We start from the raw sequence: 22861 nt of genomic DNA on the forward strand, positions 1-22861 counted from the left end.
TGATGGATTTTTCGGGTATAAAATTGGTGGTGACAGATATGGACGGCACTTTATTAAATTCTGATCATAAGGTCAGCAGCCATTTTTTTAAGCTGTTTCATCAACTAAAAGAACACAATGTTCTCTTTGCAGCTGCAAGCGGCAGACAGTACAGCAGCATTGCAGACAAATTACAACCTATAAAAGAAGATATCATCATCATTGCAGAGAATGGTGGGTTTGCAGTAGAGAACGGTATTGAACTGGTCTCTACACCTTTGGAACCGGACTTTAAAGGCAAAATCCTGAGTGTTTTGGATCATTTATCAGGGATACATCCGGTATTGTGTACTAAAAACAGGGCTTTATTACGTACTGATTCCTCAGATTTTATTGAACAATTAAAGGAGTATTATACAGAATTTGAATTAGTAGACGATTTAAATACTTATGAAGGGGAAGTCATGAAAATTGCCGTATACCACCCTGAAAATTCCGAGAAATTTATATATCCTGCAGTTCGTCATTTTGAAAGCGATTTAAAAGTCAAGGTCTCAGGAGAAAATTGGGTAGATCTTTCGCATATAAATGCACATAAAGGCTTTGCCTTACAACTAATTCAGGATCGGTATAATATAACACCAGAGGAAACTATGGTTTTTGGAGATTACAATAATGACCTGGAGATGATGGCTCTGGCAGAATTTAGTTTCGCTATGGCAAATTCGCACGCCAATGTTTTGAAAATTGCTAATTTCAGAACAGATAGCAACAATGAGTTTGGAGTAGAAAAGGTGCTAGATAAACTTTTGACCAGCAAAAATTAAGTTTTTTGCTTTTTCTTTCGTGCAGCCGGAAATAAAACATTGTTTAGTATTAACCGATACCCGGGAGAGTTAGGATGCAATTCGAGTTCTGTTTTCGGATCCCCTACCCTATGCTGGTAATCCTCAGGATCATGGCCTCCATAAAACGTAAAAAACCCTTTTCCTTTTATTCCGTGAATATATCTTGCTTCACTATTTATCCGATTCTCTCCTAAAACCATTACTGTGGGCTTTATTTCATCTCGTGCAAAAGCCGTGGTCTGCCCCATAAAACCTTTTACAAGGGCGGTGTGGTTCTGACATAACATGGTAGGTACCGGGTCCCATTTAGCAGAAAAATCCATCAAGGAAAAATAATCGGATTCCTTAGGGACATTACTCCTCCTGGTAGTCATGTCTATCGATGAAAATTCATATCTCAAAGGGTTGCGCTCCAGGATAAAATTTGTAAACGCAAAAGTTCTTCTAAAGTTGAGTTTACTCTGGTAGTTGGCATCCGAAGGGTCCCCATCGAACATGGGTTCGCATATATCTACCTGATCTGCCGCCAGGGCAATATCAAAACTATCTGTAGCAGAGCACATGGCAAACATAAACCCTCCGCCAATGACATAATTACGAATTTTGCCTGCAACTGCTCTTTTTTCCTCTGAAACTTTTGAGAACCCTAGTTTTGAAGCCAATGCTTCAGCCTCCTTTTTACCTTCAATATACCAGGGTGCCGCCCGGTATGCCCCATAAAATTTACCATACTGCCCTGTAAAATCTTCGTGGTGTAAATGCAGCCAGTCGTAAAGTGCCAGTTTATTATCCAAAACTTCTTCGTCATAGACCGTACTATATGGGATTTCAGCATAAGTGAGCACCATAGTAACAGCATCGTCCCAAGGTTGATTCCCCTTAGGGGTATAGACTGCTATTTTGGGGGCTTTCTCTAAAATTACAGCATCCTGATTTTGAGACGGACTACTTATTCCATCTAATATTGCCATTGCCTGGGCATCTGATATTACTTCATATGATACCCCCCTGATCTGACATTCTTTTCTTATAACATCACCATCTGGTAACAAAAAAGAACCTCCCCGGTAATTTAACAACCATTGCACTTTTTGCTGCTTGCTAAGCACCCAATAGGTAATACCATAAGCCTTAAGGTGATCTTTCTGACTTTCTGCATCCATTGGGATAAGGATAGAAGAAGCAAAAGAGGAAAATGAAAAAAGGAATATGAAAAATGTAAGATAAAATTTATTCCACCTCATTGGTGTCAAAGTCCTGTTTTTAGTTTCAAAAAGGTACTTCATTATTATCGTCCGGATCAAGATCGGGATTGTCATTCATGGCGCTTCCGAAAGCCTCATCAGCATCAGGAAGATTTTTAGTCATAAACGGGTTATCCCCATCAGCGTTCATTTTAGACTGAAACTCAAATGGTGAATCAAAGTCATCCAAGTTATCAAATTTACCTAGTTGAGCAATGAACTTTAACCTAATATTATCTAAACCACCATTTCTGTGTTTGGCAACAATAAATTCTGCCTGGCCCTGGGTTGGTGTACGTTCCTCATCGTCCCATTCATCAATTTTATAGTATTCGGGTCGGTAAATAAAAGACACAATATCGGCATCCTGTTCTATGGCTCCAGATTCTCTAAGGTCCGAAAGAATAGGGCGTTTGCTACCCCCTCTGGTTTCAACTGCCCGTGATAACTGAGAAAGTGCAATCACCGGAACACTAAGTTCTTTAGCGAGTGCCTTTAAGTTTCTTGAAATTGTAGAAATTTCCTGTTCCCTGTTCCCCCCTTTTTGACTGCCCCCAGCCGTCATTAATTGTAAATAATCCAATACAATAAGCTTTATCTTATGCTGAGAGGCCAATCTTCGTGCTTTGGCCCTTAAATCGAAGATAGATAAGGAAGGAGTATCGTCTATAAACAACGGAGCCTTTTCAAGTGCTTTCACCTTGACATTTAATTGCTCCCATTCGTGTTTTTCTAAGCGACCAGTTCTTAATTTTTCTGAAGACAATCCTGTTTCTGAAGAAATTAATCTCGTAATTAATTGAACAGAGGACATTTCCAAAGAAAAGAATGCCACAGGAATATTAGAATTAACGGCCATGTTACGCGCCATAGAAAGCGTTAAAGCGGTTTTACCCATTCCCGGACGCGCTGCAATAATAATAAGATCACTGGGCTGCCAGCCCGATGTGAGTTTGTCTACCTTGTCAAAACCTGATGGAATTCCACTAAGGCCCTCTTTATTGGAAATCTCTTCAATTTTCTTTTTGGCCTGGATGACAAGGTTCTGAGCGGTTTCCGCAGAACGCTTTAAATTACCCTGAGTGACGTCATAAAGTTTGGCTTCCGCATTGTCTAAAAGGTCAAATACGTCTGTACCATCATCATAAGCATCTTCGATTATCTCACTCGATATTTTAATCAGACTTCTTTGAATATATTTTTGAAGAATTATCCTGGCATGAAACTCAATATGAGCAGAAGAAGCCACTTTTTGGGTCAACTTTATGAGGTAAAAATCACCTCCAACTGCCTCAAGGCGAGCGTCTTTCTTTAATTGGGACGAAACGGTTAATAAATCTACTGGTTCGGAAGTTTCAAACAATTTGAAGATTGCCTCGTAAATATACCTATGAGCATCTTTGTAAAACACATCTGGATGCAATATATCTATTACCTCATCCACACCCTTTTTATCAATCATCATTGCGCCAAGCACAACTTCCTCTAAATCAACAGCTTGTGGAGGTATTTTTCCTTTCTCCAGGCTGATGACGGACGACTTGCTAATTTTATGACCTACAATAGGGCTAGGTTTTTCCATCTGTGTAAAAGTATGCAATTAACCTTGAGTTAACATTAATTTGGGCTTGGCGATATCCACCATTGATTAACAATTGGACTGTTCATAAGTTACGAATTTGTGTTCATAACTAAAAAAATCCAGAGATTTGAATCTCTGGATTTTAATGAACTTCATAAAATCGAAGTTTAACCGTTGAATACGCCCATATTAGCGTATTTATCCATTCGTTGTTTTACCAGATCTTTTGGTGATAACTTTTTTAATTCCTCAAAATTCTTAGTAATTCTGTTCTTAACTATTTCAAAAGTTTTATCTCTGTTGCTATGTGCTCCTCCTGCAGGTTCCCGCACAATCTCATCAATCAATTTTAATTTTTTCATATCGGTGGCGGTGAGCTTGAGGGCATCAGCGGCCTGTTCTTTATACTCCCAGCTTCTCCAAAGGATAGAAGAGCAAGATTCAGGAGAAATAACAGAATACCATGTATTTTCTAACATAAGTACTTTATCTCCTACTCCAATTCCCAAAGCACCACCAGAAGCACCTTCTCCTATGATTACAACAATAATAGGTACCTTAAGACGAGTCATTTCTAAAATATTGCGTGCAATGGCTTCTCCCTGACCTCTTTCTTCGGCTTCAATACCAGGATAAGCACCGGGAGTATCTATAAGGCATACCACAGGAATTCCGAACTTTTCTGCAGATCGCATAAGCCTCAGTGCCTTCCTATATCCCTCCGGATTGGCCATTCCAAAATTTCTATACTGCCTGGTTTTGGTATTGTAACCTTTCTGTTGACCAATAAACATATAACTCTGATCTCCAATCTTTCCCAAACCGCCAATCATGGCTTTGTCATCCTTCACATTGCGATCTCCGTGAAGTTCCAGAAAAGTATCGCCGCAAATGGCTTTTATATAGTCTAAGGTATATGGTCTGTTTGGATGTCTTGAAAGCTGTACCCGTTGCCAGGCCGTAAGATTCTTATATATATCCTTACGGGTTTCGGCCAGTTTTAATTCTATCTGTTTACAGGTCTCGGTAACATCTACTTCGCTCTCTTCACCAATGATCTGGCACTTTTCTAGCTGCTCTTCCAATTCCTTAATGGGAAGTTCAAAATCCAAATATTCCATGAATTCGTAGGGTTTTTATCCACTGCCCCAGCAGCGGAACTATTAGCAGACAAATATAAAATATTATAACGAACCTCAGTGAATCTATTTCCTTAATCTTATAAAATGCTTTATTACAACTTAAAGAGCTAAACGATGCACCCCGGATAAGTCTATGTGTTACCGCTTGGTCTGCTGCAACAGATAAAAGCCCAATAAACCAAAGAGTAAATTCGGAATCACTACGGCCAATAGCGGAGAAAAGCCAGACTGTTCCGCAAGGGTGCCAAAGACCCGGTCAAAGAAGATATATATAAATGCCACCCCTATTCCAAATGCCAGATTCACTCCCATTCCTCCCCGTCGTTTAATAGATGAAACTGCCACCCCAATAACGGTAAGTATAAAGGCGGTTATAGGTAAAGCCCAGCGTTTATATTTTGTTAAGATATAGGCATTAATATTAGAAGCACCTTTCCTCCTCTGGGTATCAATAAACTTGTTTAATTCAAAAAGATTCTTGGTTTCTGCTATGTAAGAAACCGGGGTAAGATCTTCTATGTTGAAGGTAAAAAGTGTGTCTAAACGGCGTTTGGACTCCACAATTTCTCCTTCTTCCCTTACTTTTCTTTTAATGTATGAAGTTAATCTGTAGAGCGTATCTTTGGGTACCCATCTGATATTGGCGGCAGAGATTTTATACTCCAGCTTATTTTCTTCATTAAAATGCTCAAAAGTAAAATTATACCCAATCTTACGAGCAGGATCAAAACTACTCACATAGATAAAATCGTTTTCATTTAACTGATTAAAGATATTGCTGGTTACCCTGTCTTGTTTGCCTCTTTTTAGATACTTGAACTTAAATTCATTGTATCCTTTACTTGCATTAGGGACCACAAACATGGTCATAATAAACATGATAATTGCGATAACTGTGGCACCTATCCAATAAGGACGTAAAAAACGACCAAAAGAAACTCCCGAGCTCAGAATAGCAATGATTTCTGTATTATTGGCCAACTTAGACGTGAAGAAGAGAATGGATAGAAAAAGAAAAATAGGGAAAAGTAAATTCCCGATATATATGGTGAAGTTCCCGTAATAGATCAATATTTCATTTAGCGGCGCTTCATTGTCTATCATTTTGCCAATTTGCTCAGATAAATTCAGCATAATGCCAATTGGGACAAACAGCAATAGCATCAGACCAAAAGTCAGAAGGTAACGCTTAAGTATATACCAATCTATAATTTGCACTGCTAAAGTCTTTTATCCATTTGCCGGACCATTTTGGTTTTCCATTCCCCAAAATCACCTGCAATAATGCGTTTTCTTGCTTCTCTTACCAACCAAAGATAGAAACCTAAGTTGTGTATGGTGGCAATTTGTTTGCCCAAATACTCATTTGCCGCAAATAAATGTCGTAAATACGCCTTGGAATATTCGGTATCCACAAAGGTAGTTCCCATCTCGTCAAGCGCGGAAAAATCGTCTGCCCACTTTCTATTTTTGATATTGATGGTTCCATGAGCGGTGAAGAGCATCCCATTTCTTGCATTACGGGTAGGCATCACACAATCGAACATATCTATGCCCAGTGCAATATTCTCCAGAATATTAATAGGGGTACCCACCCCCATAAGATATCTTGGTTTGTCTTCGGGCAGGATATCGCAAACCACTTCAGACATTGCATACATCTCTTCCGCCGGTTCCCCCACAGATAATCCTCCAATAGCATTCCCTACGGCACCGGCATTGGCAATATATTCTGCCGATTGAATTCTCAGGTCTTTATAAGTTGACCCCTGAACTATTGGAAAAAAAGCCTGATCATGAGCATAGGATAAGGGTGTTTTTTTTAGATGATCTATGCACCGGTCTAACCACCGATGTGTCATATGCATCGATCTCTTAGCATATTGGTAATCACATGGATAAGGTGTACATTCATCAAAGGCCATAATAATATCCGCCCCGATCTTCCGTTGAATTTCCATCACATTCTCTGGTGTAAATACATGCAGAGATCCATCAATATGCGATTTAAATTTAACCCCTTCTTCCTTAATCTTCCTGTTTGCTGATAGTGAATACACCTGGTAACCTCCACTATCTGTCAGGATATTCCTATCCCACCCCATAAACTTGTGCAGGCCACCCGCTTTCTCCAAAATGTCTATAGAAGGCCTTAAATACAAATGATAGGTGTTTCCCAGAATTATGTCCGGATCAATTTCTTCCCGCAGTTCTCTCTGATGCACTCCTTTAACGGAAGCTACGGTGCCCACAGGCATAAAGATGGGAGTAGCTATACTACCATGATCTGTTTCTATTGTCCCGGCTCTTGCTTTGGTATTGGGATCTGTATGTAATAGGTTGAATTTCAAAACTGTTTTTCCAGTGGCAAATATAAACATCCCTGACCTAGTACCTCCTTAAGAAAAAAATAAAGTTCCATTTTTATAAGGTTGCATTCAATCCTAAATCGTACACTTAAATCCCCGGTTAATAAAATGTAATAACTCCAGTTGTACAGCCAAAAGAATGCAGCTATTTTTGGCTTTATTAAAAACATAAAAATGCCGCAATTGCAAGAATTACAAGATTTGGTAGTGCAGGTCAGACGAGACATTGTGCGAATGGTGCACAAAGTAAATTCAGGACATCCCGGAGGATCATTGGGCTGTACAGAATTTTTTGTAGCACTCTACAACGAAATTATGAATCTCAAAGAAGGTTTTGACATGGACGGGAAAGAAGAAGACCTGTTTTTCCTCTCCAATGGTCATATCTCACCCGTATACTATAGTGTGCTGGCCAGGAAGGGATATTTCCCCGTTGATGAATTAAACACTTTTCGTTTAATCAACTCCAGGCTTCAGGGGCATCCTACAACTCATGAAGGTTTACCAGGGGTACGTATTGCGTCAGGATCATTGGGTCAGGGAATGTCCGTCGCTGTAGGTGCAGCTCTCGCCAAGAAGTTAAACGGAGATGATCATTTAGTGTATAGCCTGCATGGAGATGGCGAATTACAAGAGGGTCAGAACTGGGAAGCTATAATGTTTGCCGCTGGTAATAATGTGGATAATCTTATAGCCACTGTAGATCATAACGGGCAACAAATAGACGGAGCTACAAAAGACGTTCTTCCCATGGGAGATTTGCGAAAAAAATTCGAAGCTTTTGGATGGGAAGTCATGGAAATAAAAAATGGCAATAATCTTGAGGAGGTTATTGCGGGCCTTAATAAAGCCAAAAGCCTTGCAGGTAACGGCAAACCTGTATGTGTGATAATGGACACTGTTATGGGTAATGGTGTAGATTTTATGATGTACACCCATGCCTGGCATGGCAAAGCCCCTAACGATGAACAATTGGCAACTGCACTGGCACAAAACCCGGAGACACTTGGGGATTATTAATCAATACTTTATTTGAACACAATGACAAAATATACAGATCAAGGTAAAAATGATACCAGAAGTGGCTATGGTGCCGCAATGACCGAACTGGGAAGAAACAATCCTAAAGTAGTGGCGCTTTGTGCAGATTTGGTGGGATCCCTAAAAATTCAGGAGTTTATTGATGAAAATCCGGATCGTTTCTTTCAAGTAGGCATTGCAGAAGCAAATATGATGGGAATTGCTGCCGGATTAACCATTGGTGGATATATTCCGTTTACAGGTACCTTTGCCAATTTTTCTACCGGCAGGGTGTACGATCAGATCAGACAATCTATTGCTTATTCGGGTAAGAATGTAAAAATATGCGCTTCCCATGCCGGAATTACTCTGGGAGAAGACGGTGCTACCCACCAAATATTGGAAGACATTGGCCTGATGAAAATGTTACCAGGCATGACGGTTATTAATCCTTGCGATTATAACCAAACGAAGGCCGCCACCCTGGCCATTGCCGATCATGAAGGACCGGTCTATCTAAGATTTGGCAGGCCAAAAGTAGCCAACTTTACACCAGTAGATCAGAAATTTGAAATTGGCAAAGCCCTGATGCTTAATGAAGGTAGCGATGTAACTATTATTGCCACGGGGCATTTGGTATGGCAATCCCTGATTGCTGCGGAAAACCTGGAATCTCAAGGTATTTCAGCTGAAGTTATTAATATCCATACCATAAAACCATTAGACGAAGAAGCCATTTTGAAGTCGGTTAAGAAAACAGGTTGCGTGGTGACCGCGGAAGAACATAACTATCTGGGCGGATTAGGAGAAAGCGTGGCAAGAACACTTACCACTCAGCATCCAACTCCCCAGGCATTTGTTGCTACCCAGGATACCTTTGGGGAAAGTGGTACGCCAGAGCAGTTGATGGATAAATACGGATTAAACAATAAAGCAATAGAAGAGGCCGTTTTAAATGTGTTGAAAAGAAAGGCATAGAATAGTGGTATCGTTTTTGATATCATTATGCCATAACAAAAAAACGAACACATTATGAGAAGAACACTTCTAACGGTGGCCTTTGCTATTATTAGCATAGCTGCATTTGCACAAAAGGATCCTGGATTTGGCATTAAAGGCGGATTAAATTACAACGCCAACGGTGATTATTTTGAATCTGCCGAAGACGCGGCGAACAACCCCGACAGAAATGTAGGATATCACATTGGGGTCTATGGAAAATTAGGTAACAGATTTTACTTAAGACCGGAACTTATTTACACCAAAACAAAATCGGATTACGATGGAGATAAATTTGACATGAGCAAATTAGACCTCCCTGTATTGGTAGGCACCAGGGTAATTGGACCTCTTCATGTTTTCGCAGGCCCGGCATTTCAGTACATCCTGGATAGCGATTTTGATGGAATTTCAGTAGACAGGATAGATAATGATTTCACCGTTGGTCTGCATATCGGAGCTGGTGTAAATCTTGGTAAAATAGGAATAGATCTGCGTTATGAAAGAGGGTTTAGTGAAAATGAAGCCCGGTTCATTAATTCTAACATCACTAGCGTGGGAGACAGCAGAATAGATACAAGACCAGATCAACTTATTCTGGGATTGTCTGTAAAATTGTAAACCATTACTACACAATACTAAAAAACCTGATAGCTGGCTATCAGGTTTTTCTATTTTATTTCACTTCCCTGCATTCAGGAAACGTTCGGATCTAAATAGTTAGGTGTACCATCACCGTCGTCATCAGGGTATGGAAAAATAATATTACCATCTTCATCCGAAATTTCATCTCTGGTTAAGGTACCATCCTGATCATCGTCCTGATCCAGAAAGTCTGAGAACCTCAACGTTATCCCCGCATCCTCTTCGGCCTGGGCGTCTGTATTATCATTATACAAATAACCATCACCATTTACATCTTCCTGTATAGAAGGCACCCCATCATTATCATGATCGGCCTCGTTATAAGTAAATAAATCAATACTAAAAATCAAGGGAGTGTATGCCTCAATACCCGTTTGGGCGGTATTGAAAAATCCAAGACCTGATGGTAAAAACATTAAACCTACCCCGTATTCTTCAACAGTAAAGGTACCATCCCCATTATCTATAATATTACCCCCGGTTTTAAAATTCGGCATGGCCTCACTAAAACCCCGGGCTCCTTGCAATGGTCCTTGCAACGCGGCCAGGTCGAACCAAATTGGTGTTTCAAAAGAGCCATCAAAAACTGACCCATCCAATAGTGATCCCTTATATCTGACGAAAGTAGAATCTGCTACCGTGGGAAATACGCCTGCGCCTTCCCTGGCAACTAAATAGTACAGTGTATGGCTAACGGTTTCTTCATCAGTAAGCGCAAATTCATCAGATGATACTGAAATCACAGAAGACTCCACCATATCTATTAGCGGTGTCTTGTCTGCATTGGACCCCTCTATGGTATCCAGAACAATTTTGAAATCAAAACCTGCGGGTGGATTATCAAATTCGTCATAATTATAGAAATGGGTCTCTAAATATGCTCTGATTTCGGCATCATCTTCAACAGCTACTTCACTCAAAGTCCTTGGCGGGACAATTTCAATGTCCGAATTATCGTCCTTTTTACAAGAAGCGAAGAAAATTAAAACACCTACTACAATTAAAATCCTGTTCATTAACACAGCTTTTCTTTTAAAGCCCGCAAGATACAATTTTCCCCTATTTTTGTGGAATACCTTAACAAAGATTTGTATTGTCTGATGCGCATTGACAAATACTTATGGAGTACCCGCTATTTTAAAACCCGGAATATGGGCACTGAAGCCTGTAAAAAAGGGCATGTTCAGGTTAACGGCCAGGTGGTTAAACCTTCTCGGGAAGTGTACCCCATGGATACCATAAAGGTCCGAAAAAACCAAATCAACTATGAACTCACTGTTTTGGACATCCCTAAAAGCAGGGTAAGCGCTAAATTGGTTGCTATTTATAGAAAAGACACTACCCCGGCAGCTGCATTTGAACAGCAGGAAATGCAAAAATACAGCAAGGAGTATTACAGGAAGAAAGGTACGGGCAGACCTACAAAAAAGGACAGGAGAGATATTGAGGACTATCTTGAAGATCCTGAAGATTCGGAGGAAAACTCAGGTGCAAACGATGCCTAGGCTCCCAATGGCAAGCATATCCAAATTTCATAAAGTATATTATACCCCCACTGCCATATAAACAGTTTCTTTATCTTTGAGTGGAAATTTTACGCCGACATGGAGAACAAGATATTATCGCACCAACAGATTCAGCACAAAGTAAGGAGGATAGCCTATCAGATCTATGAGGCCAATGTAGATGAGAAACAGATAGTTATTGCTGGCATTGATGGAGGCGGCCTGGAATTTGCCAAAAAAATCCGATCCGTATTACAAAAAATAACACAGGCCAATATTGTACTTTGCAAAGTGATGATGAATAAACGAGATCCGTTAAAAAGCGGGGTATCTACTTCCCTGACCGAGGAGGAATACAAAGACAGATCCGTGGTCCTGGTAGATGATGTACTAAATTCCGGCACCACACTGATATATGGGGTACATCATTTTTTGAGAACGCCTCTAAAACAACTTAAGACAGCAGTACTGGTGAACAGAAATCACAAGAAATATCCTGTCAAGGCAGATTACAAAGGAATTTCCCTGAGTACCTCTTTACAGGAGCATATTCATGTGGAATTTAAAGCTAAGAACGACGCCGTTTATCTAGACTAAGAGACGCTGTATTTCCGATACTATTTCAGCCGGACGCTTATCATCACACAAAATGGTATGCTCTGCCATAGCATAAAAGGGGCTCCTTTCGAACAGGTGTTTCCCAATAAATTCTGGTAATTCTTTATCTTCCAGATGCGCAATTAAAGGCCTTTCATCTTTTTCTTTAGAGAGTCTGTCTATGAGCCGGGGGATACTCATCTTTAGATAAATCACTGCATTAGACCTTTCCAGCATAGCATGCATATTTCCACTATAACAAGGAGTGCCACCGCCGGTTGCCAGGACTAACCGACTTTCATTTTCCAGGATTTCGTTGAGGTATTCATGCTCTATTTTCCTGAAGTATATCTCCCCTTTCTCCTTAAATATATCGGGAATCGTAGTACCCGACTTATTTTCTATATAGTTATCCAGATCGTTGAAATCTAATTCCAATTTCTCGGCCAACAACTTTCCAATTGTTGATTTACCTGATCCCATATAGCCTATAAGCACTATCCTCATTTCTGAAATTTTGGTAAAAATGAATTAAAAATCAAGGAATTCAAAGAAAAGATAAATTTATCCATAAATGCACTTGAAAAATTAAGAATTGATAGTATATTTGCACGCTCCTAAGCAATACCTCAGGCATTGCTTTGGAATAAAAAGATCACAATTATTGAAATTATGACCTGGTAGCTCAGTTGGTAGAGCATCTCCCTTTTAAGGAGAGGGTCCTGGGTTCGAGCCCCAGCCAGGTCACCAGAGGACCGACACAGTTCAGGAATACAAAGCGAGCAAAAACAAATGCTCGCTTTTGTTTTTTCAAAGCGACTGTATTCCATGAGCAAAGCGAATCTGGGTTGGTTTTGACCTTGAGATCGCTGGGTCCAAGGAGCATCGCGAGTTAACCCCAGCAGTATCAATTATCAATGAACAATTAGCAATTAACAATTGTGAGGGGATATTTTGCGCCTGCCTCCCGGTAGGCAGGTTTGCACTTCGGGACGGCTGGGTCAGGCGAGTGCCAACGAGCCAACCCCAGCTGAAACAATGAACAATTAGCAATTAGCAATTAGCAATGGGAGCTGAATTAAAGCTTGCTTGAGGTTTTCTGAAAAACAAAAACCAGCAACCAAAGGTTGCATGGGTTTTGCATTTGCAGATTGGCCCACCCGCCGGCCTCGCCTTCGCGTAGCCACTATGGCAGAGCAAGGTGGCTCCTCGCGGTAAATGTCCTACTCTACAGCAAATTCATCAGGGTCTATTTCTAATTTTAGTCTGAAAGTAAAGGTGGTCTCAATATCAAAAGTAGCCGGCACATAATCAACAATTCCACTTATCACATAATCAAAAATTTTCCTGCTGGATTGATTTAGTCTCTGGCTGGCACCATTGAAATTTCCTGAAACGGTAAACAAAGTACCGAAAAAGTCTGCCTCCGCAATATTGGCATTGGTACCGAGAAAAACCAGATCCGGTGGACCACCTGGTGATTCTGTAGCCAGATAGAATAAGGGATTGTCAATATTGGCGTCTACATTGCCAATAAAATTTTTCAGTTCGTACCGTACACCCAAGATCTCAATTTCCTTGATACGTTCAGGGTTGCCTATTAAATTAGTTACATCCGGGTTGGCAAGGAGGTCAAAACTACCCACATTGATGAAAGTTTCAAACTGTTGTGCTGGTTCTGAATCGGGGAGGACAGAGAAACTTAAACGATGTGTATATGAAGTAGTCACCTCAACTTCTTCCTCAAGGGCTTCTTTTAGTTCATCGCAATTTAAAAATGCCACTGGCAATATCAACACCATAAAGAATTTCCAATTTTTCATCTTCCGTATTTTTAAAATTCATAGCAAACTACCTCATAAATAGATTCATGGAAATACCTACTATTAGGTATATGATACAGCTTAATAACTTTCTAGGTTTGATAAATAACCTAAGATTAATTCTCATCCTTATGAAAAAATTAGCATTTATCATTCTACTCCTACCCGGATTTATCTTAAGCCAAACTATCAGCTTACTGGATATTGTACATGAAAGAAAAAGTGAACCATTTATAGAAGTTTCCGCCAATCAGAACGGTGGGCAAGCCATTTTTAATCGTACCTACCGCGGAGGTTGTGTGGGTTCCTATGATATTAAATGGACATTCTCTAAAGATCTCAGTACCCTGCAACCCGGAGAAAGTTTTAATGTAACACTGATGTGTATCAGCTGTCAGACACCTTGTGGTTATAAATGGGGTATTGCCGATGCCGGGGCGGCCAACAACGTGCGTAGCGTTGAAGGATTCCCGGACTACAAGTACAACGGAAATATAGGCCTTAAAGGAACCTCTGGCGCTAGTTCTGGTGTGTTCGACTGGTCCCCGGCCCAGCTTTCAAACACCTACACCTTTCAATACGACCCAAAAAAAGTATCCGATTACACTGCTTTTTATATAACAATTGCCGGCCAGCGTATCAATTACGTTTTTGGACAGGGAAGCGCCCCAGCTACCGGAGCCATTAATTGCCATGCATTGCTTGGTCTTGGCAAATTAGTAAATAGCCTTATGCTTGGTGCCCACGAAAACTATCCATGGGACTGGATGGACGAAACCATAGATTACGCAATGAACCATATCTATTCTATAGGTTGCCTAAGCGATAGCTATCTTAAAAGTTTGAAATCAAGAATTTATAGGGCAGCTAATACACAATCTTTTTACGATGAAATATTGAGCTATTCTCAAAAACTGGAAACGGAGGTAGCCTCGTCGTGCAAGAGTTGTTCTAGTTGCACTAATTAATGATAAAGCCACGGACAAGCCCTGAGAACCGGCTGTAATTTTTTGTACATTTAGTTCTATGACAACCACTTATCTGAAGATCTACACCACCCTCCTATGCTTGCTGACTTCAGTGATTGTCTCCGCTCAAAATGAACAGGTAACAGATAGTCTGCTCAAGCTGCTAGAGCTCACAGATCAACGAGACGAGTCTAACAGCATAAAGATTCATTTGTCGAAATTATTTGAAAGGCAGGATATTGATAAAAGCAGGCAGTTTGCCATGGAGGTATGGGAAACAGGCACTGACTCTCTGAAGGCCGAAGCAGCCAACCAGATTGGCAGGTCTTATTTCTACCAGAATCAATTAGATTCTGCTACAAGCTACTTTAAAAGATCGGTAGAATTATTGCAAAAAATAGAGTTACCAGCCAAAGCCTCGGCGGTCATGGTTAGTTTTGGAGCCACTCAACTTAGAAAAGGTGAATATAAAGAAGCGCTTGAAACCCTGATCGAGGGGGTTAAATACTTCGAATCTGTGGGAGACAGCATAAATATGGGTAAATGCTACAACAATATAGCCTCTGCCTTTGGGGAACTTGGAGATACTCAGAAATCTATTTCATACGGCAAAGCAGCCCTTACCATATTTGATCAGTACCAAATGATTCCATATAAAGCCGTGACCTTGCCCAACCTTGCAGGGCAATATGTTAAACTGGGCGATACAGAAACTGCCAAAAAATATTTTTTGGAAGCAGAGCAACTGGCAAGTTCAAGGAATGACAAATTTGCACTAGCAAGGATATATAACAACCTGGGAAACATGTACCTTGAAACGGACCCGGATTTATCAGAATCGTATTTAACCAAAGGCCTGGAGATTAAACTAGAGACGGGAAATAGCGATGGCATAGGAACTCTCTACAATAACCTTGGGTATCTGCTACTCAACAAAGGCGAACCCAGAAAAGCCATTCCTTATTTTCTTAACGCTATAGATTTTGGGCAGGGAACCAATGCCAGTACTATTTATAATAATTTATCGGATGCTTACAAAGCTCTTGGTAATTATAAGCAGGCCCTGATTTATGCAGAGAGAAAAAACGCCATCAGCGACAGCCTTGCCGAGGTAACCTATCAAAAGACCATCGCAGAAATATCAACTAAGTATGAAACAGAAAAGAAAGAGAAAGAGATTCTTTCCCTGCAGAATACTAATCTACAGACCGACTTTAAAAGGAAACAGAACAGGAATTTATTATATGCCTCACTGGGATTTTTAGCTGTTTCACTGATCATCGCTTTTTCTATTCTGAAAAATTCAAAGAAAAGGCGGATTATCGCAGAACAAAAACAAGAGTTGGAAAGCCAAAAAGTGAAATCCCTGCTTAACGAAATTGAACTGGTAGGCATTGACAGTATGATTGAAGGACAGGAAAAGGAGCGACAGAGGATAGCTGAAGATCTTCATGACAGTCTGGGTGCCAAACTAGCAGCCCTTAAATTATTTGTCGCTGATATAAAAACTACTAACAAAACTGTTCATACTAAAATCAAAGGACTCCTGGATGAATCATACACTGATTTAAGAAATATAGCACTACAAAAAAATGCCTCTGCCGCCATTGATAAAGGGTTGATCCCCGCAGTCAACAAAGTGGCAGACCAGTTAAAGTCGACCAATAAGTTAAATATTGAGGTAATTAATATAGATCTGCACAGAAACATTAAGGATTATATTGAATTGCAGCTATTTCGTATAATGCAGGAACTCCTGACCAACACCATCAAACATGCTAATGCCCAAAACGTAAGCATTCAGTTTTCAGAAGACAATGACAGTCTGGTAGTAGTATATGAAGATGACGGTATTGGATTTGACACTGGGCGAGTAAATAAAGGTCAGGGTTTTATCAACATAGGTAATCGACTTCAAAAAATTAATGGAACATATACCGTTGATTCCACCCCCAGCGATGGTAGCACGGTTATAATAAATGTCCCTATATGATTAGAGTAATCCTTGTGGATGACCATAAACTCTTTGTGGATGGTTTAGTGTCTATTTTGACCAAAGAAATAGGGATTGAGATCATTGCTACGGCGGGTAATGGACTGGAATTATTGGAATTGATGGAGACACACAATCCGAACATTATCTTAACTGATATTCGTATGCCGATTCTCGACGGTATATCTCTTACAAAGCATTTCAGAAAAAAATTTCCCTCAATTGGTATCCTTGCACTAAGCATGTTAGATCAGGAAGAAGATGTGATAGATATGTTGGATGCCGGTGCGAAAGGTTATCTGGTCAAAAATGCTGAAAAAGAAGAACTGGTCCGGGCTATTCACGAAGTAGCCAAGGGTAATTTTTATTTCAGCGACAAGTTTAAAAATATATACCAAAGTTGGTCATCGAACTCCCCTTCCAATTCACAAATAAAACTAACCCGAAGGGAACGACAAATTCTGGAATTGCTGGTTCTTGGTAAAACAAGTCAGCAAATGGCGAATGCCCTAAACTTAAGTAAGTTTACCATTGATACTCATAGAAAGAACATTCATAAAAAACTGGGTACTAAAAGTAACTTCGCTCTGGTTAGAATGGCTTCAAGATTTCTTGATAACTGAAAACAGCAATTATATTTCAAGGTAATAAGGGTAAATATTACTCCGGGTATTCCTGTTTGCCCTACCACTACCTGCCGACTAAGTGAACTTTCATGGGCTTAAAAGTGATATACAATCATTTGGATATAAGGTCATAAGACCTTTTCAATTTTTGAAGAAGGGATTCATTTTATATATGATTTATTGACTTTGGTGCAAAAAATCGAAATTAAACTCTTCACTTAATTTATCAATAAAATCATCCCAGCGGGGATCATCATATAGATTTCTAAATTCAGGATTTGTAAAAAAATACTCAAGATAGATTTTGATATGCCCATAGGCCTGATTCAGATACTCAAATGCAAGATCGTTCTCCTTACGTTGTGCATATAAAATTGCCAGATAAAACGGTGTGCTTAGGCCCAAATTTTCATCATTGGGTAATTCTTTTAATAAAGCTATGGTACTATCGGATTTAACGAAATCTGCTTGGGCAGTATATATAAGGGATTGATTAAATAACCGAAAATGATCGACAGGCGTTTTAGCCGATAACTTTAAAGCCTTCTCAAACTCACCTCTCAAATAATACAAACGTCCGGCATCACCGTGAAAAAAAATATCGTCAACATCATATGCCATATTCAAAGCCCATTCCGCCCTATCGAGATCTCCCAACATAAAATTTGAGAACAAAATCCATACATAAGGATCCCAATTCTTTGGATCAAGTGCAACTGATTTTTCACTGTACTCCAAACAATCCTGAATACGATTCTGACGAGCGGCATTAAATGCAGCATAAATAAATACATCTGCATTATTAGGAGATAATTCTAAAGCCTTATCTAATGTTTTTAACGAACCCATACCGTCTTTGGTGTGCCACTGCCAGTTAGACAACCAAGTATATCCATAGTAATGTTCAGGATCTAGCTCTATTGCCTTGCGAGCTGCTCTTAGTCCAATGCCCACTGCCTCTTCAAATTCATATTCCATGTGATATAGTCCTTTGTGTAAAGTGGTCATGCTAAGGGTTGCCTGCGAAAGAGAATAAGTGGGGTCAATCCGTATGGAGGCTCTAATAAGCGAATCTGCTACAATGGCAACTTCTTTGTTAAAATAAAGAAGGGTATCATTAGCCCGGAGGTATAACAAGTAGGCCTCAGGGTCTACCTTTCTTTGGCGAACGGCCTTATTTACTAAAGTAATATTAAGATAGTCCCCAATCCTTTCCGATACCTCATCATAAGTTCTCAATACATTTTCCAGCCTGTCTTCAAATATCTTGGACCAGATAGTGGACTCATCTTGTGTATCTACCAGATTAATACTCGCACGATAGTGCTCATCAAACAATTGTACACTACCCTCAAGGATATAACGGACGCCTAATTCTTTGGCAATGTCTACGATGCTTAAATTTTTATTACGATACTGAAAAGAAGAAGTGGGGCTAATGAGTTTTAAGTCTTTGGCTTGAGCCAATCGATCATAGATACTTCGTACCAACCCATCCGTAAAGTATCGCTGGTTTTTTTTGGGACTTAGGTCCTGAAAGGGAAGTATCGCGAGCGAGTTTGCAAACTCCATCCCAAGGAACTCGTCTTCCATGTTATCTACCTTGCTACTCAGACGTACAGTATTCACTAACAATATTACAATGGCGATGGACAAGCCTCCTATGATCACTCTGTTTAGGCCGGTGCTCTTTTTACGGGAAATAACTGGGTCAAATGGCACATCTTCAGTTTTCTGAATGCCCTTCCAGGAAAAATCATAAACCCAGGCCACTATAAGCCAGATTGGAAAACCAACAGCCATTGCAATCACCGCCAATTGCATGATCCATTCAGGAGCTTTAAAAACAGGTAAAAGGATGGATAGCACCTGGATAAGCAGCCAGGCTACAACTAGATATGCAATACCAGTTTTAACAACATGGCGACGTTTTAGTTCTTCCCAATATTGCTTCCAATTCATGATTCAGTTGGTCTTCAATATTGTAGGTTAAGCTATCACTCTTATATTCAGGGTTTATAGAATCTCTTCAAACTTAACACAAGACGTTTAAAGGAATAATCTCAGAGCTCATACTCTTAAATTTAATAATTTTATTAATACAATCAAAAAGATGCATCTATAGTGAATACCTCCATTTAAAAGCTTAATCTTATGGCATTTTTATAGAATTATTAAACCCGATCTTTTTATAGCTGTTGAAGAATGTCTGAAAGTTGATCGGATTGTTTTTATAGAATATACACCTATTTAGGAATAAAATTTAGCACAAAGATAGCACTCTGGATGATGTAGACAGGTCAATGTTAATAGGCCAACTACTGGCAATATAGTAATATAAGGCGTTTACCAATAGTGCCGACGAAATTCAGTTACCTGAAACTAGGCTGCTCGCCGGCTGGCTCCTCGCGGTAAATGTCCACCGGACATTTCCTATTCACTCGGCCCGGGTCAGGCGAGTGCCAGCGAGCCAACCCCAGCTGAAACAATGAACAATTAGCAATTAGCAATTAGCAATTAGCAATTAGCAATTAGCAATTAGCAATTAAGTAAACATTAATCTGTGGGTAGTGAGTATTAAACAATTTTGAAGGGATTTTCTCCTAAAAAGTTAATTGGTTTAATCTAATCTAATTAGAAACATGCTATTCCTTAAGTTCAACTTCAATCATCTGAATAAGATCCTGAGCATTTTTTCGCATCAGATCCAAACTTTCTGCCCGAAACCAGGCTCCCCGGATAAGTATACGTAAATGACCAATGCGTTCGCTATTATTAGATATGAGGCTTAAGGGGTTCTCAATGCCGGATATATCCTGGACCAGCACCCCACTTTTAGCCAGAGACCATTGCCATTCTTGAATGGTTTCAGCTGTTTTGGCTTTACCTATTTGACTGAAACGCCATTCCAATTCATTATAATAATCGGTTATAGCGTCTTTTAAGGGTTTGTTGCTCAAATATGAAAAAGAACCTGCAGCGGTCATTTCATTGATGGTTGATCTGCTTATAACAGGATAAACGTCTCTTACTGTCCATAAAAAAGCAGTAGCCATAAAATTACGATCTACCTGATCAGGCAGCGATTTATTCCAGAGTATGTTGTTATTTGTCAGGGGTTTCACAAATTCACCCGCGTGCAATTTAACAGGAGTTTCCCCCGCCAACAGCAAGAGATGCTGAGCTGAGTGAAATTTAAAAGCAGCATGATCACCTCTTCTGTTATACTGTGCTAAGTCATCGGTAAGATCCTCAATTAAGCCAGACAGATATCTTCTAACAGCTTGCTTCTCTTCCCTTTGCTGGTTCCAGTTATTGATTTGCAATGCAATTAGTATGCCCACTACCACCAGCACAATCTCCCCAACCGCATAAAACAGGTACTTACTGATTCGATTCTTAGTTAAGTTTTGTTTACGTATTTGTCTAAAGAATTTGAGCATTAGTCGGTTGTTGCTCCTGTTAATTTACAGAATTAATTGATTTATAAGACATTGATATGCACAAATTTGCTTTTCCGGCCACTTTATGTTTTTGATCTCTATTACAATTAAATAAAATTAAATTTTGGCTTAGGCAAATAATGACCAACATCATTTACCATCCTATCCCGTTCAATTACATTTATGGCCACTATTCTTTAAAATGCCCTATAATGAAAGCCATGCTCCTTAATGAAGTTTCCCTGTTAAAGGAAAATGATACGCCCCTGGTATTGAGTGATATCCCTATACCTGTACCTAAAAATGACGAAATATTGATAAAAATTTCGGTTTGCGGTGTTTGCCATACCGAACTGGATGAAATTGAGGGAAGAATTGATCCAATAACACTTCCAGTGGTTCCAGGGCATCAGGTTGTTGGTACCGTCGCGAAAGCAGGTCCTGAGGCTTCAAAATTCAGGCCAGGCGATCGGGTGGGTGTTTCCTGGATATTCCAGGCCTGTGGCAGCTGTAAATTTTGCCTGGAAGGAAATGAAAACCTCTGTGAAGATTTCAAGGCCACAGGAAAAGACGTAAACGGCGGTTATGCTGAATATATGACGGCCCCGGAAAAATATGCCATTAAGATTCCGGATTTTTTTAGCGATTTCGAAGCAGCTCCCTTACTATGCGCAGGAGCCATCGGTTACCGTTCAATACAAATTGCACAAATAGCTGATGGAGATGCTCTCGGACTGACCGGTTTTGGGGCCTCTGCACACCTGGTGTTAAAAATGGTCAGACATCGCTATCCCAATACCAGGGTCTTTGTCTTCGCAAGAAAAGCGGAGGAACGGCAATTTGCATTAGAACTGGGTGCGTTCTGGGCAGGAGACACCTCTGCCGCTTCCCCGGAAAAACTGAGAGCAATAATTGATACCACTCCTGCCTGGAAACCCATTGTGGAAGCACTTGCCAACTTAGAAAAAGGAGGCAGGTTGGTCATCAATGCCATCAGGAAAGAAAACGCTGATAAAGACTATCTCGGCAACTTATCTTACAAAAACCACCTTTGGATGGAAAAGGAAATTAAGTCGGTTGCCAATGTAACCCGCAAAGACGTAGCCGAATTTTTGGAACTTGCTGCAGCAGCCTCAATAAAACCGGAAATAAAAATATATCCCTTGGAAGAAGCAAATAAGGTCCTTGTAGCATTGAAAGATCAGCATATCAGAGGAGCAAAAGTCTTGCAAATACATTGAGACTAACGAAAGCTGAAAGGCTTTTATTCGGGCAGCAACAATTTAGTTATTATCGCTCCTATTGTTTGCTCCTAACCTCGATTTCCTTAATGACTTTGACTAAAGAAGCTGAGGTATTGAAATGTATCTTAGACATATCAAATTTTGACGGTTTATGATCCTCATATGCGTATATCGGTACTTTAGATTTCATCAGGTTATCATACCACTTTTTATCCCATCTCTTTTCTTTCCAAAGATGTCCATTAATGATAGAGGTAGAGCTAATAAGCTCCGAAGAACCATATGTCCACCAAAAGGCTACTTCATGGCCAGCTTCAAAACCAAGAAGGTGAAATTTTTGATTTGCTTGCCCATGAGATTTTCTTACCGATTTTAGAAGGTCATTGAAAGCATGATGAATAGGATGCGTCCCCCAGCTTTCCTCACCAATGGGCACCTTGGGTACAATTAAAATGGTTCTGTTAAGATCTATTGAACCTAGTTGTTTCATGGTACTCTCCCAGGCATTATCTCCATTATGTACTTCGCACAGCACAGCCACAATTTCATATTCCTTGGCACTATCATAGTCTTTCGGGAGCAATAGTCCATATTCAAATCGGATACCATTGAAAGCCTTAAATTGATATACGCTTTCATTATGTACAGCATCAAAGCTGGTCAGGGAAACTGCACTGATTAATCCCAGTGCAAGTAGAAATATAATTTTTTTCATGTTTGTTATTTTTAGACTTCAATATTATCTCTTCCTAAAACCCTATTAAAATCAATAGTGATGAAAGGTTATAATAGTGACAAAGCGTTATTTTTATATATGGGCTACGGCTATTTCCC

General features: G+C 39.9%; 21 protein-coding genes and 1 tRNA gene. 11 read left to right on the plus strand and 11 right to left on the minus strand.

Annotated elements, in window-relative coordinates:
* Positions 1-2: 2 nt before the first annotated feature.
* Positions 3-806, plus strand: a complete 804-nt coding sequence (locus J1G40_RS13700) for an HAD family hydrolase (protein ID WP_265243217.1) — start codon at positions 3-5, stop codon at positions 804-806.
* Here J1G40_RS13700 and J1G40_RS13705 read toward each other — a convergent pair.
* The 5 genes from J1G40_RS13705 to tgt form a co-directional block, all read right to left on the minus strand.
* A complete protein-coding gene (locus tag J1G40_RS13705; protein ID WP_265243331.1) occupies positions 803-2071 on the minus strand; it encodes an asparagine synthetase B in 1269 nt (422 codons plus the stop codon). The two genes, J1G40_RS13700 and J1G40_RS13705, sit on opposite strands and share 4 nt — an antisense overlap.
* 25 nt (positions 2072-2096) lie before the next feature.
* Positions 2097-3653, minus strand: a complete 1557-nt coding sequence (dnaB, locus tag J1G40_RS13710; protein WP_265243218.1) for a replicative DNA helicase — start codon at positions 3651-3653, stop codon at positions 2097-2099.
* Positions 3654-3820: 167 nt separating this feature from the next.
* Positions 3821-4774: an acetyl-CoA carboxylase carboxyltransferase subunit alpha gene (locus J1G40_RS13715; RefSeq protein ID WP_265243219.1), complete on the minus strand. Its 954-nt coding sequence runs from the start codon at positions 4772-4774 to the stop codon at positions 3821-3823.
* Between the two features lie 159 nt (positions 4775-4933).
* On the minus strand, positions 4934-6013 hold the full coding sequence (locus J1G40_RS13720) for an LptF/LptG family permease (RefSeq protein ID WP_265243220.1): 1080 nt from the start codon (positions 6011-6013) through the stop codon (positions 4934-4936).
* A gap of 2 nt (positions 6014-6015) precedes the next feature.
* Positions 6016-7146 (minus strand): tRNA guanosine(34) transglycosylase Tgt, encoded by a 1131-nt coding sequence (tgt, locus tag J1G40_RS13725; protein WP_265243221.1) that lies wholly within the window; start codon positions 7144-7146, stop codon positions 6016-6018.
* A gap of 192 nt (positions 7147-7338) precedes the next feature.
* Between tgt and J1G40_RS13730 the strand changes: the two genes are divergently transcribed.
* From J1G40_RS13730 to J1G40_RS13740, 3 genes are read left to right on the plus strand one after another with little or no spacing between them, the layout of a single operon-like run.
* The gene (locus J1G40_RS13730) at positions 7339-8184 is read left to right on the plus strand and encodes a transketolase (RefSeq protein WP_265243222.1); all 846 of its coding nucleotides are present in this window, start codon (positions 7339-7341) and stop codon (positions 8182-8184) included.
* A 21-nt stretch (positions 8185-8205) separates the two neighbouring features.
* On the plus strand, positions 8206-9162 hold the full coding sequence (locus J1G40_RS13735) for a transketolase family protein (protein WP_265243223.1): 957 nt from the start codon (positions 8206-8208) through the stop codon (positions 9160-9162).
* 54 nt (positions 9163-9216) lie between these two features.
* A complete protein-coding gene (locus J1G40_RS13740) occupies positions 9217-9804 on the plus strand; it encodes a porin family protein (RefSeq protein WP_265243224.1) in 588 nt (195 codons plus the stop codon).
* A 74-nt stretch (positions 9805-9878) separates the two neighbouring features.
* Here the strand turns inward: J1G40_RS13740 and J1G40_RS13745 are convergent, their stop codons facing one another.
* Positions 9879-10844: an FKBP-type peptidyl-prolyl cis-trans isomerase gene (locus tag J1G40_RS13745; RefSeq protein WP_265243225.1), complete on the minus strand. Its 966-nt coding sequence runs from the start codon at positions 10842-10844 to the stop codon at positions 9879-9881.
* Between the two features lie 84 nt (positions 10845-10928).
* Between J1G40_RS13745 and J1G40_RS13750 the strand changes: the two genes are divergently transcribed.
* Together J1G40_RS13750 and J1G40_RS13755 are read left to right on the plus strand one after the other, a co-directional pair.
* Positions 10929-11333 (plus strand): RNA-binding S4 domain-containing protein, encoded by a 405-nt coding sequence (locus J1G40_RS13750; RefSeq protein WP_265243226.1) that lies wholly within the window; start codon positions 10929-10931, stop codon positions 11331-11333.
* Between the two features lie 99 nt (positions 11334-11432).
* On the plus strand, positions 11433-11930 hold the full coding sequence (locus tag J1G40_RS13755; protein WP_265243227.1) for a phosphoribosyltransferase domain-containing protein: 498 nt from the start codon (positions 11433-11435) through the stop codon (positions 11928-11930).
* Here J1G40_RS13755 and J1G40_RS13760 read toward each other — a convergent pair.
* On the minus strand, positions 11922-12437 hold the full coding sequence (locus J1G40_RS13760; protein ID WP_265243228.1) for a shikimate kinase: 516 nt from the start codon (positions 12435-12437) through the stop codon (positions 11922-11924). The genes J1G40_RS13755 and J1G40_RS13760 overlap by 9 nt on opposite strands.
* Before the next feature lie 167 nt (positions 12438-12604).
* Between J1G40_RS13760 and J1G40_RS13765 the strand changes: the two genes are divergently transcribed.
* Positions 12605-12680, plus strand: a tRNA-Lys gene (locus J1G40_RS13765).
* Between the two features lie 473 nt (positions 12681-13153).
* On the opposite strand, the gene J1G40_RS13770 is transcribed toward J1G40_RS13765, so the two are convergent.
* The gene (locus J1G40_RS13770) at positions 13154-13753 is read right to left on the minus strand and encodes a hypothetical protein (protein ID WP_265243229.1); all 600 of its coding nucleotides are present in this window, start codon (positions 13751-13753) and stop codon (positions 13154-13156) included.
* Between the two features lie 131 nt (positions 13754-13884).
* Between J1G40_RS13770 and J1G40_RS13775 the strand changes: the two genes are divergently transcribed.
* Genes J1G40_RS13775 through J1G40_RS13785 form a run of 3 tightly spaced genes read left to right on the plus strand, consistent with a single transcriptional unit; the run spans position 13885 to position 17337 of the window.
* The gene (locus J1G40_RS13775) at positions 13885-14721 is read left to right on the plus strand and encodes a hypothetical protein (RefSeq protein WP_265243230.1); all 837 of its coding nucleotides are present in this window, start codon (positions 13885-13887) and stop codon (positions 14719-14721) included.
* A 58-nt stretch (positions 14722-14779) separates the two neighbouring features.
* On the plus strand, positions 14780-16714 hold the full coding sequence (locus J1G40_RS13780) for a tetratricopeptide repeat protein (RefSeq protein WP_265243231.1): 1935 nt from the start codon (positions 14780-14782) through the stop codon (positions 16712-16714).
* Positions 16711-17337, plus strand: coding sequence for a response regulator transcription factor (locus tag J1G40_RS13785; protein WP_265243232.1), 627 nt, complete (start codon positions 16711-16713; stop codon positions 17335-17337). Before J1G40_RS13780 ends, J1G40_RS13785 begins: the two co-directional genes overlap by 4 nt.
* A 180-nt stretch (positions 17338-17517) precedes the next feature.
* Here J1G40_RS13785 and J1G40_RS13790 read toward each other — a convergent pair whose 3' ends face one another.
* Together J1G40_RS13790 and J1G40_RS13795 are read right to left on the minus strand one after the other, a co-directional pair.
* Positions 17518-19302: a tetratricopeptide repeat protein gene (locus tag J1G40_RS13790; RefSeq protein ID WP_265243233.1), complete on the minus strand. Its 1785-nt coding sequence runs from the start codon at positions 19300-19302 to the stop codon at positions 17518-17520.
* Between the two features lie 683 nt (positions 19303-19985).
* The gene (locus tag J1G40_RS13795; protein WP_265243234.1) at positions 19986-20783 is read right to left on the minus strand and encodes a DUF6090 family protein; all 798 of its coding nucleotides are present in this window, start codon (positions 20781-20783) and stop codon (positions 19986-19988) included.
* A gap of 212 nt (positions 20784-20995) precedes the next feature.
* Here J1G40_RS13795 and J1G40_RS13800 point away from each other — a divergent pair, with 212 nt between their 5' ends.
* Positions 20996-22024, plus strand: coding sequence for a zinc-dependent alcohol dehydrogenase family protein (locus J1G40_RS13800; protein WP_265243235.1), 1029 nt, complete (start codon positions 20996-20998; stop codon positions 22022-22024).
* 58 nt (positions 22025-22082) lie between these two features.
* On the opposite strand, the gene J1G40_RS13805 is transcribed toward J1G40_RS13800, so the two are convergent.
* On the minus strand, positions 22083-22742 hold the full coding sequence (locus J1G40_RS13805; RefSeq protein WP_265243236.1) for a hypothetical protein: 660 nt from the start codon (positions 22740-22742) through the stop codon (positions 22083-22085).
* Between the last annotated feature and the right edge of the window lie 119 nt (positions 22743-22861).

It is taken from the genome of Muriicola sp. Z0-33, assembly GCF_026126425.1.
Taxonomy (GTDB): Bacteria; Bacteroidota; Bacteroidia; order Flavobacteriales; family Flavobacteriaceae; genus JAFMPW01.

Excerpts from the sequence above, each read along its gene's own strand:
- J1G40_RS13755 (WP_265243227.1), top strand. The coding sequence starts at position 11,433 with ATGGAGAACAAGATATTATCGCACCAACAGATTCAGCACAAAGTAAGG.
- J1G40_RS13730 (WP_265243222.1), top strand. The coding sequence starts at position 7,339 with ATGCCGCAATTGCAAGAATTACAAGATTTGGTAGTGCAGGTCAGACGA.
- J1G40_RS13735 (WP_265243223.1), top strand. The coding sequence starts at position 8,206 with ATGACAAAATATACAGATCAAGGTAAAAATGATACCAGAAGTGGCTAT.
- dnaB (WP_265243218.1), bottom strand. The coding sequence starts at position 3,653 with ATGGAAAAACCTAGCCCTATTGTAGGTCATAAAATTAGCAAGTCGTCC.
- J1G40_RS13700 (WP_265243217.1), top strand. The coding sequence starts at position 3 with ATGGATTTTTCGGGTATAAAATTGGTGGTGACAGATATGGACGGCACT.
- J1G40_RS13745 (WP_265243225.1), bottom strand. The coding sequence starts at position 10,844 with ATGAACAGGATTTTAATTGTAGTAGGTGTTTTAATTTTCTTCGCTTCT.
- J1G40_RS13805 (WP_265243236.1), bottom strand. The coding sequence starts at position 22,742 with ATGAAAAAAATTATATTTCTACTTGCACTGGGATTAATCAGTGCAGTT.
- J1G40_RS13790 (WP_265243233.1), bottom strand. The coding sequence starts at position 19,302 with ATGAATTGGAAGCAATATTGGGAAGAACTAAAACGTCGCCATGTTGTT.
- J1G40_RS13705 (WP_265243331.1), bottom strand. The coding sequence starts at position 2,071 with ATGAGGTGGAATAAATTTTATCTTACATTTTTCATATTCCTTTTTTCA.
- J1G40_RS13715 (WP_265243219.1), bottom strand. The coding sequence starts at position 4,774 with ATGGAATATTTGGATTTTGAACTTCCCATTAAGGAATTGGAAGAGCAG.
- J1G40_RS13785 (WP_265243232.1), top strand. The coding sequence starts at position 16,711 with ATGATTAGAGTAATCCTTGTGGATGACCATAAACTCTTTGTGGATGGT.
- J1G40_RS13760 (WP_265243228.1), bottom strand. The coding sequence starts at position 12,437 with ATGAGGATAGTGCTTATAGGCTATATGGGATCAGGTAAATCAACAATT.
- J1G40_RS13740 (WP_265243224.1), top strand. The coding sequence starts at position 9,217 with ATGAGAAGAACACTTCTAACGGTGGCCTTTGCTATTATTAGCATAGCT.
- J1G40_RS13795 (WP_265243234.1), bottom strand. The coding sequence starts at position 20,783 with ATGCTCAAATTCTTTAGACAAATACGTAAACAAAACTTAACTAAGAAT.
- J1G40_RS13750 (WP_265243226.1), top strand. The coding sequence starts at position 10,929 with ATGCGCATTGACAAATACTTATGGAGTACCCGCTATTTTAAAACCCGG.
- J1G40_RS13780 (WP_265243231.1), top strand. The coding sequence starts at position 14,780 with ATGACAACCACTTATCTGAAGATCTACACCACCCTCCTATGCTTGCTG.
- J1G40_RS13770 (WP_265243229.1), bottom strand. The coding sequence starts at position 13,753 with ATGAAAAATTGGAAATTCTTTATGGTGTTGATATTGCCAGTGGCATTT.
- J1G40_RS13775 (WP_265243230.1), top strand. The coding sequence starts at position 13,885 with ATGAAAAAATTAGCATTTATCATTCTACTCCTACCCGGATTTATCTTA.
- J1G40_RS13800 (WP_265243235.1), top strand. The coding sequence starts at position 20,996 with ATGAAAGCCATGCTCCTTAATGAAGTTTCCCTGTTAAAGGAAAATGAT.